This window comes from Shinella sp. WSD5-1 (genome assembly GCF_963942435.1).
Classification (GTDB): domain Bacteria; phylum Pseudomonadota; class Alphaproteobacteria; order Rhizobiales; family Rhizobiaceae; genus Shinella; species Shinella yambaruensis.
In genome coordinates, this window is the sequence record NZ_OZ012598.1 from 219108 (window position 1) to 230285 (window position 11178).

General features: G+C 65.8%; 11 protein-coding genes. 7 read left to right on the forward strand and 4 right to left on the reverse strand.

What is annotated here, in order from left to right:
- Position 1: 1 nt before the first annotated feature.
- From AABQ55_RS27805 to AABQ55_RS27815, 3 genes are all read left to right on the forward strand, one after another.
- Positions 2 to 865: a serine hydrolase gene (locus tag AABQ55_RS27805; protein ID WP_272808286.1), complete on the forward strand. Its 864-nt coding sequence runs from the start codon at positions 2 to 4 to the stop codon at positions 863 to 865.
- A gap of 29 nt (positions 866 to 894) precedes the next feature.
- Positions 895 to 2439: an ABC transporter substrate-binding protein gene (locus AABQ55_RS27810; protein ID WP_272808285.1), complete on the forward strand. Its 1545-nt coding sequence runs from the start codon at positions 895 to 897 to the stop codon at positions 2437 to 2439.
- A gap of 129 nt (positions 2440 to 2568) precedes the next feature.
- Positions 2569 to 4014, forward strand: coding sequence for a M20 family metallopeptidase (locus AABQ55_RS27815; RefSeq protein WP_272808284.1), 1446 nt, complete (start codon positions 2569 to 2571; stop codon positions 4012 to 4014).
- A 37-nt stretch (positions 4015 to 4051) separates the two neighbouring features.
- Here the strand turns inward: AABQ55_RS27815 and scpB are convergent, their stop codons facing one another.
- Both scpB and AABQ55_RS27825 read right to left on the reverse strand, forming a co-directional pair.
- Positions 4052 to 4738: an SMC-Scp complex subunit ScpB gene (gene scpB / locus AABQ55_RS27820; protein ID WP_244770697.1), complete on the reverse strand. Its 687-nt coding sequence runs from the start codon at positions 4736 to 4738 to the stop codon at positions 4052 to 4054.
- Positions 4739 to 4740: 2 nt separating this feature from the next.
- Positions 4741 to 5694, reverse strand: coding sequence for a DUF1403 family protein (locus AABQ55_RS27825; RefSeq protein ID WP_244770696.1), 954 nt, complete (start codon positions 5692 to 5694; stop codon positions 4741 to 4743).
- A gap of 266 nt (positions 5695 to 5960) precedes the next feature.
- On the opposite strand from AABQ55_RS27825, the gene AABQ55_RS27830 reads away from it, so the two are divergent.
- From AABQ55_RS27830 to AABQ55_RS27845, 4 genes are all read left to right on the forward strand, one after another.
- Entirely contained in the window at positions 5961 to 7721 is a 1761-nt protein-coding gene (locus AABQ55_RS27830) for a peptidoglycan D,D-transpeptidase FtsI family protein (RefSeq protein WP_272808283.1), read from the forward strand.
- A gap of 115 nt (positions 7722 to 7836) precedes the next feature.
- Entirely contained in the window at positions 7837 to 8775 is a 939-nt protein-coding gene (locus AABQ55_RS27835; RefSeq protein ID WP_272808282.1) for a helix-turn-helix transcriptional regulator, read from the forward strand.
- Between the two features lie 197 nt (positions 8776 to 8972).
- Positions 8973 to 10406 carry a calcium-binding protein gene (locus AABQ55_RS27840; RefSeq protein WP_272808281.1) on the forward strand — a complete coding sequence of 478 codons (1434 nt, stop codon included), beginning with the start codon at positions 8973 to 8975 and terminating at the stop codon, positions 10404 to 10406.
- Positions 10369 to 10497: a hypothetical protein gene (locus AABQ55_RS27845; protein WP_272808280.1), complete on the forward strand. Its 129-nt coding sequence runs from the start codon at positions 10369 to 10371 to the stop codon at positions 10495 to 10497. The genes AABQ55_RS27840 and AABQ55_RS27845 overlap by 38 nt, the downstream gene beginning before the upstream one ends.
- 87 nt (positions 10498 to 10584) lie before the next feature.
- Here the strand turns inward: AABQ55_RS27845 and AABQ55_RS27850 are convergent, their stop codons facing one another.
- Both AABQ55_RS27850 and AABQ55_RS27855 read right to left on the reverse strand, forming a co-directional pair.
- Positions 10585 to 10962, reverse strand: a complete 378-nt coding sequence (locus AABQ55_RS27850) for a response regulator (RefSeq protein WP_244770691.1) — start codon at positions 10960 to 10962, stop codon at positions 10585 to 10587.
- A gap of 22 nt (positions 10963 to 10984) precedes the next feature.
- Positions 10985 to 11176 (reverse strand): DUF3008 family protein, encoded by a 192-nt coding sequence (locus tag AABQ55_RS27855; RefSeq protein ID WP_244770690.1) that lies wholly within the window; start codon positions 11174 to 11176, stop codon positions 10985 to 10987.
- Positions 11177 to 11178: the final 2 nt, after the last annotated feature.

An 11178-nucleotide genomic window follows, 5' to 3' on the forward strand; every position in this document is an offset into this window, starting at 1 on the left:
CGTGGACACCTCTTCCCATCACGGCCCGGTCGCCGCGCGGCTGGCGGACATCTGCAATGCGCAGCCTTTCGTCACGCGTTTTTTCGTCCGCAACCTGAAGACCGGCGAGACGATCGAGCATCGCGCGGATGAAGAGACCCCTTCGGCCAGCACCCGCAAGACCTCGATCATGATGGCCGCGCTGAAGGCGGTGCACGAGGGCCGGCTCGATCTCGACGAACAGATCACCTACGAGGCGCGCTTTGCCGAGGAAGTGGCGAGCGGCATGCTGCGCTACATGACGCCCGGCCTCGTCATCTCGCTGCGCGATGCCATCACCGGCATGATGGTGCTGAGCGACAATGTCTGCACCAAGATGGTGTTCGAGCGGCTGACCCTCGAAGAGGTGGATGCCTATTGCAAGTCCATCGGCCTGACGGGCACGCATCACCGCTTCCTCATTCCCCCGCTGGCGCTGGCCCCGGACCACGCGCTGACCTCGGTGACCACGACGACGGCGCGCGACCAGGCGTTCCTCCTGCAGACGATCCTCGACGCGCAGACCTCGGCCGAGGCCGCCGCGCGGCTCGGCACCTCGCCGGCACTCTGCGCCTATGCGCTGCAGACGCTGAAGAACCAGATCCTGCGTTACGCCATCCCCTCGCGCCTGCCCTTTGCCACCGTCGTGGCGCACAAGGGCGGCACGGGCAAGCGCGGCCGCATGAATGCCGGCATCGTCTACCGTGACGGCGCCCCCTTCTACATCATCGCCGCCTTCACCGACGAGGTGCCGCAGGTCGTGCCCGACGGCACGCCGGGATACACGATGGCGCTCGAGACCATCGGCAGGCTCTCGCGCGCCTGCTGGGACGGCTTCCAGGCTTGAAAATCAACGACAGCAAAGAGGGTAGAACAATGAAGAAACTTCTCCTTTCGGGCACGGCGCTGCTTGCCATGGTCCATATCGCCGCCGCGCGCGACATCACCGTCGCGCAGAGCTCGGACCTGCGCAGCAACAATCCCGGCGTCAACCGCGACGGCAATACGGACGGCGTGATCCTGCACATCGTCGAAGGCCTCGTCGGCTACAACAACAGCGGCGAGGTGAAGCCGCTTCTCGCCAGGAGCTTCGAGACCTCGGCCGACGGGCTCACCTATACGTTCACGCTGCGCACGGACGTGACGTTCCACAACGGCAAGCCGCTGACGGCGGACGACGTGGTGTGGAACTGGACGCGTTACCTGAACCCCGAAACGAAATGGACCTGCGTGAAGGATTTCACGGAGGGCGGCGCGGCGCCGGTGGCCGGCGTCAAAGCGCTCGATGCAGAGACGGTCGAGATCACGCTCGAAAACCCGTCCGCCGTCTTCCTCGGCCTGATGTCCCGTCCGGAATGCGGCTATACCGGCATGATCTCGCCGGAGAGCGTTTCTGCGGACGGTGCCTTCGACAAGCCGATCGGCACCGGCCCCTTCCAGTGGGACGCGTGGAAGAAGGGCGAATACATCCATCTCACCCGCTTTGCGGACTATGTCTCCCCGGCAAACGACGGCAAGCCGGACGGCATGGTCGGCTCCAAGCGGCCGCTTGCCGACGGCGTCAAGTTCATGGTCATTCCCGATGCCTCGACCGTGAAGGCGGGCCTGGAATCCGGCGTGCTCGACACGGCGGAAATCTCGCCCGACCTGATCCCCGAATTCAAGGAGAGCGACAAGACGCAGCTCATCGTCTCGCGCAACAACGGCAAGAACCTCTTCTACATCCAGACGCGCGATCCGGTCCTCAGCAAGCCCGGCGTGCGCCGCGCCATGGCGATGGCGCTCGATCTCGACGAGCTTGCCGCGGCCGCCTCCAACGGCACGGGCGAGGCGAACGGCTCGATGGTCTCGCAGGATTCGGTCTATTTCAGCGAAACGCAGAAGAAGCGCCTGCCCTATGATCTGGAAGCCGCCAGGAAGGAACTGGCGGAAGCCGGCTACAATGGCGAGCCGATCACCATCATCGCCAACAAGCGCGGCAATGTGCCGAGCTTCCCGGCGGCCGTGATGGCGCAGGCCATGATGCAGCAGGTCGGCCTCAACATCCAGATCGAGGTGCTGGACTATGCGACCCAGGTCGATCGCCGCCGCTCCGGCAATTACCAGGTGATCTCGCAGTCCGTCGCCCCGCGTCTCGATCCGGCGCTGATGTACGCCTTCTATGTCGGCGACAAGGACAAGAACGCCTCGCTGATGTGGGACGATCCGAAGGCGATCGAGCTGATGAAGGCGGCCCATGTCGAGGCGGATCCGGCCAAGCGCCAGGCGATCTTCGACGAGTTCCACGAACTGATGCTGAAGGAAATGCCCGGCATCTTCCTTTACGACATGGTCGACGTCTGGGGCGCCACCAGGAAGCTGAAGGGACAGCCGGTCTGGCAGTCGAACGCCCGGCTCTGGGAAGTCTCGGTCGACGATTGAGCCCTGCCGTCCCGCGCCGGAGGCGGCCCCCGGCGCGGGACTTCCATTCCATCGAAACCGGATCCGGCGGCTCGCCCGCCGGACACTTTTCTGCGCCCGAAACGGGCGGATACACTGCGAGGACAGGCCATGAACCATGAAGAGGTACAATCGATCGCCGCGGCGATCGAGGCGATGGCGCCGGATTTCACCACGCTCAGCGACGCCATCTGGGGTTTCGCCGAGCTGAAGTTCGAGGAGCGGCGATCGTCGGAGGTCCTGGCGAAGGCGCTGGAGGAGAACGGCTTTGCGGTGCGGCGCGGCGTGGCGGAGATGGACACGGCCTTCATCGGCGAATGCGGCAGCGGCGGCCCGGTCATCGCCTTCCTCGGGGAGTTCGATGCGCTGGCAGGAATGAGCCAGGTTTCGGGCATTGCCGAAGCCGCTCCGATGGCCGCCGGTGAAAGCGGGCATGGCTGCGGCCACAACCTGCTCGGCGTCGGTTCGCTGCTTGCGGCGGTCGCGCTCGCCCGTCACCTGAAGGCAGAGGGCCTGCCGGGCACCGTCCGCTATTATGGCTGCCCTGGCGAAGAGGGCGGCTCCGGAAAGACCTTCATGGTGCGGGCCGGCCTGTTCGACGATGTCGACACGGCGCTGACTTGGCATCCGGCCCCCTTCAACGGCGTGCGCTCGACCAACAATCTTGCCGTGCTCGAATATTTCTACCGATTCAAGGGCCTTGCCGCCCATGCCTCCAACGCCGCCCATCTCGGCCGCTCGGCGCTCGATGCGGTGGAACTGATGAATGTCGGCGTCAACTTCCTGCGCGAGCACATGCCGCAGGATTGCCGGGTGCATTATGCGATCACCGATACCGGCGGGAAGGCCGCGAATGTCGTGCAGGCGCGGGCGGAGGTGCTCTATCTCATCCGTGCCCCGGAAATGTCGCAGGCGCTGGCGCTCGCCGCGCGCGTGGAGAAGGTGGCACGCGGCGCGGCGATGATGACGGAGACGGAGGTGGAGATCGTCTTCGACACGGCCTCGACCAACCTCCTGCCCAATATCGCGCTCGAGACGGCGATGCACGAGACCATGGTGGCGCTTGGCCCGGTCGCCTTCGACGAGGGGGATATCGCCTTCGCCAAGGCCATCCAGGACACCTTCACGCAGGAGGCGGTCGACAGCAGCCTGCGGCTCTACCGGATCAGGGACGATGTCTTTTCCAATGCGAAGGTCGATGGAACCACCCCGCTGCATCTCGGCCTGCGCGCCTTCGAAGGGGAGTCGCATTTCCGCGCCGGCTCGACCGATGTCGGCGATGTCAGCTGGGTGACGCCGACCGCGCAGTGCTGGACGCCCGCCTGGGCGATCGGCACCAACCCGCACACCTGGCAGGTGGTGGCGCAGGGCAAGAGCCCGGCCGCGCACAAGGCGATGGCGCATGCCGCAAAGACGCTGGCCGCCACCGGTCTGTCGTTGATGACCAACCCGGCCCTGCTTGCCGAAGCGAAGCGGGAATGGCTGGAGAAGAAGGACGGCAAACCCTATGTCTGCCCCATTCCGGCCGGGATAAAGCCGACCGAAAAGCGATCGTGAGGACGCCCTCAGGGATGGGCGGTGATGTCCGGCCCGGTCATCCTTCCCCGTCATCCGCCGGGGCCGGAAGGGTTTCATCGACCATTTCCTTGCGGCTCAGCAGTCCGGCATCTTCCAGCGCCTCGATATCCGGCAGGTCGCGCAGCGTCTCCATGCCGAAGGCGGAGAGGAACTGTTTGGTCGTCACATAGGTATAGGGCGCGCCCGGCGTCGGGCTGCGCGGCCCTGAACCGATGAAGCCGATATTGCGCAGGGCGCCGATCGTGTCGCGGCTGACCTCCTTGCCGAAGATCTTCGACAGTTCGCCCCGCGTGACCGGCTGGAAATAGCCCACCGCCATCAGCACCATCGCCTCGAATTCCGAAAGCAGCGCCCCGCCCCCGCGCGTGGGCGTGGAGGACGCGCGGATCGCATCGGTGTAGCGTGGGCGCGTTCGGTGCTGCCAGCCGCCGGCGACGGCGACGATCTCGTAGGGGCGCCCGTGCAGGTCTTCCTTGAGATCGTCGATGAGGAGGTCGATGCTGCAATCCTTGCCGACGATGCGGGACAGCGTCTCGCGTGTGACCGGTTCGGCGGAAGCGAAGATGACGGCCTCGACGCGCAGCATCCATTCCCGCCAGCGCAGGTCCGGCGGCAAATCCTCCAGCTCGCGATCGAAGAGGATTTCCTTCTCCGTCTTCGCCTTGCCGGCGCGCGGTGTCCTGGGAGCGGTCGATCCGGTCATCGTCACAGCCCGAAGATCCGGAAGGTGGTGCGGCCCGACAGCTCACGCACGGCACCGAACCCTTCCAGCCGCTCAAACAGCCGCGTGCTGGCCCAGCGGGAGAGGTTGGTGCTGCGTGCGGAGGCCGAGATGGCGTCCTCGTCGAGCAGCTTGCGGATGACGGCGCCGGCCCCCTTGGTGCGCACCTTCGGTGCGGCGGCAAGAAGCTGTTCGGCACGACGCGCGACCTCGCCGGCCGAGCGCAGCGCCGCCGCGGCACCCTCGGCCAGCGCGAGGCAGACGGCGCGCTCGAAGCCCGGCTCGCCGGGGCGCACACGCCCCCTGCCCCCGAGCGTGCGGAAGGCCGGGCCATGGCGTTCGGCCATCAGCAGCGGCACGGCGTGCTGCCATTTGAGCTTTTCCGCGATCATCGCATCGCCGAGCGCCCAGGCGAGCGCTTCGGCGTCCGGCCGCTCGGCATGGATGGCGGCCACGAGCTCGGCCGCAGCGAAGGGCGCCGGGCGACCCGACTGGAGGATCGCGTCGGCATGATCGACGGCCGCGCCGAGCCGGGCGTCCCAGGCAAGGCCGAAGAGATCGGCAAGCTCGGCGACAAATTTCGAGGTGATGGCGCCCTTGCGGCCGGCGAGCTTGCCGAAAGCGAGGAAGAGCTTTCCGGCCGGGCCTGGATCGTCGCCCGGTGCCGTCAGCAGGGCCGCATCGCGCAGGGCCGCCTCGTCCTCTCCCCTGCCCGCCAGCCGGACGGCGGCGACGGCACAGGCAAGCGCCTGGCGCGCGCGCCAGCAGCCGGCCCAGACGGGCTCGGCGCGAACGAGGTCGTCCAGGGTTTTCAGGGCGATGCCGGCGGCGAAGGCGGCGTCGAGCTCATCCGGCGTCCGGCCGCGCGGCAGCGCCCAGCCGGGCAGATGCGTGGGCGGCAGGAGGACGGGAACAGGTGGGCGTGCGCGCGAATCCATGCCGGCGAGTTTACATGGCGCGTGCGGTTTGTGCTGTTTTTTCCAGCGCATTCGCACAGCTTTTCCATTTTCTCCGGCGGATGCCCGCCTAATGAACCGTTAAGACGGCCGGCACGACTTTAAATGTATATTAATGCAAATTTAATCGCGTGCCGGTGCCTGCCCAGTCTTTCCTTGGTTTCCCGGCCGTCTGCATGCAGGCTCCCTCCCGTCAGCGCGCGGGGATCCGCCCTTCGTTGCGGCGACACGGCCTGGATTGCTGTGGAATGATCTCGTTCGTCATCCGGCTGAAGAGCCGCGCGCATTTCGTCCTCGACCGGGGCCTGAACGCCAGGGGCGAGGCATTCGTCGGCACCAATGCGCGCCGCCGGAAGCAGGCGCGGCAGCGGGTGGCGATCATGATCGCGATCTTTTCGGCGGTCTATCTGCTGATCGGCGGGCGCCTTCTGCAATACGGCCTTTCCGAGCCTGTCCTTTCCGCGTCGATCGGCGGCAATGGCCATGCGATCGCCTCACGCCCCAACATCATGGACCGCAATGGCGAGCTGCTGGCGACGGACCTCCACATGGTCTCGCTCTATGCCGATCCCCGCCGCATCGTCGATGCAGACGAAGTGGTCGAAAAGCTCGCCCTCGTCATTCCCAACCTCGACTGGGGCGATACGCACAGAAAGCTGCGCTCCCCCAGCGCCTTCCAGTGGCTGCGGCGGCAGCTGACGCCCAGGCAGCAGGCCGAGATCCTGGCGCTCGGGCTTCCGGGCATCGGCTTCCGGCCGGAAAAGCGGCGGTTCTATCCGGGCGGCGCCACCGCCGCGCATATTGTCGGCCATGTCAATGTCGACAACCAGGGCCTTGCGGGCATGGAGCGCTATCTCGACCAGCAGGGGCTGGCGGACCTCCGGGCCGCCGGGCTGACCGACGATGCCCGCCTTGCACCGGTCCGGCTGTCGATCGACCTTCGCGTCCAGAACATCGTGCGCAATGTCGTCGCCAAGGCGATGACCGACTACGAGGCGGAAGCGGCCGGCGCCGTCATCCTCGACGTGGAGACCGGCGAGGTGCTGGCCATGGCCTCGGTGCCCGACTATGACCCGAATGCCCCGTCCCGCACCCTGGCGGATGGAAGCGTCGACAAGGACTATGAGAAAGGCTGGTTCAACCGCATCAGCAACGCGACCTTCGAGATGGGCTCGACCTTCAAGAGCTTCACCCTGGCGATGGGGCTCGATGCGGGCAAGATCACGCTGAACTCCGTCGTCGATGCCTCCCGTCCCATCCGCATGGGCGGCTTCACCATCCGGGATTTCAGGGGCAAGAACCGCCCGCTCTCCATACCGGAAGTGTTCCAGTATTCCTCCAATATCGGCACCGCCGCGGTGGCCGACATGGTTGGCATCGACGGCCACCAGCAGTTCCTTACCCGGCTCGGCCTGTTGTCGAAACTGGCGACGGAAATGCCGGGCGTCGCGACGCCCACCCAGCCGCGGACATGGAAGAAGATCAATTCCGTCACGATCTCCTTCGGCCACGGGGTCGCCACCACGCCCCTGCAGACCGCCGTCGCGGCCGCCGCGCTGGTGAACGGCGGCTACCTCATCCCGCCGACCTTCCTTCCTCGTACCAAGGACGAGGCGCAGGCGCTCGCGACCCGCGTCCTCAAGGCAACGACGAGCGCGGACATGCGCTTCCTCTATGACTGGAATGGGCAGAGGGGATCGGGCCGCAACGCGCAGGTCGACGGCTTCCATGTCGGCGGAAAGACCGGGACGGCCGACAAGGTTATCAACGGGCGCTACGCCAAGGATATCAATTTCAACGCCTTCGTCGCCGCGTTTCCGATGGACAAGCCGCGATACATCGTCCTTTCCATCATCGATGCACCCCGGACGGGAGAGAATGGCGGGCGAACCGCGGCGTCCACCGCGGCGCCGATGATCAAGGCGATCATCCAGCGCGTCGCGCCCCTTCTCGGCGTCCAGCCGCGCTTCGGCACGCCGGAGGCGGAGATGCGGCTGGTCGATTACTAGTTTGCCGTTCTACTGCCGCGCGAATAGGCGCGTGCATCGGCACGTCTTGATCCTGTGGCCTCCAGCGACATAGTCTGCGCTTCGGGTCGAACGATCAACGATTGCCGGGGGCCTGATGACCGTCGTCCAGTTTTCCACGCGAGAGACTGCCGAATGCCTGCGCAAGGAGTTGGTCGAAGCGGTCTACAACGGCCACGTCCGCACCACGATCGATTTTCTCGGTGAGATGCCGGTCGATATCGACATGCGGCTGCGCGGGGTCGGCGGCGTGCATATCGCGGCCGCCGACACGACGCCCGTCACGCTGCTCACCCCGTCCGACGAGGACGCCCTGCTCTATCTCAGCATTGCCGGCGGCAACGGCGTGCACGATGCCCGCGGCGAGGACCTTTTCATCCGGCCGGGCGACGTCAACGTGATGCGGCGCGACCGCAAGACGGTGACCATGGTCGCCGAGAAGAGCTCCTGTCTCAGCATCGCCATTCCGCGCGCCCTGGTCATCGATCGCATCGCGTCTTCAGACAGCCTGCTGAAGACGCGGTCGCTGCGCGACCCGGCGGCCCATCTCTTGAACAGCTATGCCGCCTCGCTGCTCGACAGCGATGCCGATATCACCGAGGAGGACCAGACGGTCTTTGCCGCCCATCTCGTCGACCTTGCCGTGCTGATGCTGGGCGCAAAGCGCGACGCCGCCCACCAGGCGCGCGGGAACGGTGCGCGCGCGGCGCGGCGGCAGGCGCTCAAGGCCGATATCGCCGCGCATCTTAGCGATCCGCGTCTCTCCCTCGAATGGCTCGCAAAGCGCCACGGCATCAGCGTGCCTTACGTGCGCGCGCTGTTCTACGAGGAAGGCACCAGCTTCACAGACCATGTGACCGCCGAGCGGCTCGATCATGTGCACGGGCTGCTGCGCGATCCCGGCCTGAAACATCATACGATCGCCGCCATCGCCCTGATGGCCGGCTTCGGTGACATCTCCTGGTTCAACCAGCTTTTCCGCCGCCGCTTCCAGGCGACGCCGTCCGATATCCGCCAGCATTTCCTCTCGAATTGACGGGCAGCAGTATCCCAAACCCCTGATTCCCTCCCCAAGCCACCGCGTCCGGCAGCGGTGTAGGCTCGCGATCCTGTCGAAGCCCGGCTGACCCGGGCGGCGATGGGACGGTCGGTGTCTTCTGCCGCGAAACCGATGGTTCGCGGCCGGAAGCGCCGGAAACGGCGGCGCGGGCCGCCACGGCAAACGAGGGAAACATGGCACGCGATCCAAACGGCAACAACAACGGCACCGACGGCAACGACATCCTCTGGGGCACGGCCCTGCTGCTGAGCGACGGCACCTACGACAATTACGGGGATTACGATTCCGCCAACACCAAGGGAGCGCTGCGCGGTTTCGGCGGTGACGACATCATCTTCGGCGATATCTACAACAACGGCGATGACCACACGGAGGGTGACACAATCTATGGTGGTGACGGAAACGACGTGATCTATGGCGATTGCGGCGCCGACGAACCGAACTGGCAGACCAGCCAGAACGGCGCGAGCGACGTGCTCTACAGCGATGCCGGCGACGACCGTATCTACGGCCAGGCCGGCAACGACAGGCTGGAAGGGGGCACGGGCAACGATCTTCTGGTCGGCGGCAGCGGCGGGGACACCCTGCGCGGCGGCGACGGCAACGACGTGCTCTGGGCGGGCCTGCAGAACGACACGATTTTCGAAACCATCCGCAATGCGCTGTTCGGCGATGCCGGCAATGACAGGCTCTACGGCAGTGCCGGCAATGACGAGATGGACGGTGGCGACGACAATGACGTGCTGTACTGCGCCGGCGGCGACGACAATGTCGATGGCGGCAACGGCGCGGACGTCATCTATGGTGGCGACGGCGACGATTATATCGACGGCGGCGGCTATTACGCGACCGAAGCCGGCGACAAGGCGGACAGGCTCTACGGCGGCAATGGCAACGACTATCTCTTCGGCTATTCCGGCAATGACAGGCTTTTTGGCGGCAACGGTAACGATGTGCTGAACGGCGGCACCGGCAATGATTTCTATGACGGCGGCGCGGGCGCGGATATCTACCGCTGCACCAGCGGCGGCAACGATACCTATGTTTTCGGCGCGGGCGACACATTCGAATGGGAGTATTCCGACGACGGTGTCGATCTCGTCCTGTCCTCGATCTCCCATACGCTCGGCCGCTATCACGAGAAGCTGACGCTGACCGGCACGGCCGCCCTTGACGGGACGGGTAACGGCTCGGCCAATGTCATCACCGGCAACGGCGCCGCCAACACGCTGCGCGGCCTCGGCGGCAACGACGTCATCAATGGCGGCGCCGGTAATGATGTCATCGAAGGCGGGGCCGGCAAGGACCGGCTCCTCGGCGGTGCCGGTGGCGACGTGCTCTTCGGCGGCGGAGGGGCCGACCGTCTTGGCGGCGGCGCGGGCAACGACACCTTCATCTTCCGCCATGCGCCGACGGCGGCGAACCGTGACGTGATCACCGATTTCAAGCGCGGGGCCGATATGATCGGCCTGGACAACGATATCTTTGCAGGCCTCGGCGAGGCCGGCCGGCTCGGCGCTGTTCAAGACGATCGGCATCGGCAATGCGGCCGTCGATGCCAGCGACAGGGTGATCTACGACAACAAGACCGGCGCCCTCTATTATGAGGCGGACGGTTCGGGCGATGCCGCGCGCCAGCAGATCGCAACGCTGGATCCGGGCCTGCGCCTTACATCCGCGGACATCTTCGTTCTCTAGGGCATTCCCAGCCGGGATAGTGCGGCAGAAACTGGTTTCCAGAGCAATCCCGGGTTTCGCCGGAGTTGCTCTGGCCGGCCGCTGCCGTCAGGGGGCTGCGCGGCGGGCGATCGACCGGCTGCGCTTGTCCAGCGCCATGGCCAGCGCGCCGGTGATCTCCTCGTCGCGGAACGGTTTGTTGACCACCGCAAGCGCGCCGTCGAACCCCTGTTGCACCGAGCCCGGATCACCCGTCACGAAAATCACGTCGATACCGAAACGGTCGATCAGCCGGCGCGCCAGAAGCTGGCCGCTGTTTCCGTCGGAAAGGCTGAGGTCCACCAGCGCGATGTCGGCGCGCGGAGCATAGGCGAGAGCCTGCTCGACGGTCGAAACCGGGCCGATGGCCTCGTAGCCATCGTCCTCCACCACATTTTCCAGAAGTTTGGCGATCAGGAATTCATCCTCGACGATCAGAACACGCATCGGCTCCTCCCGGTTCAAAGCGTCAGGCGGATTTCGAAGCGTGCTCGGGCTTGCCCTTGCGCTTCGTCGATGCCAGCTCCTTCAACTCGCTCTCGGACATGGATTTCTCCATGCTGCGCGATGCGCCCTTCAGTTCGTTCTTCTTGATGTCGCCGCGCTTGGCTGCGAGCGCGGCCCCGGCAGCTTTCTGCTGTGCTTTCGATTTTGCAGGCATGG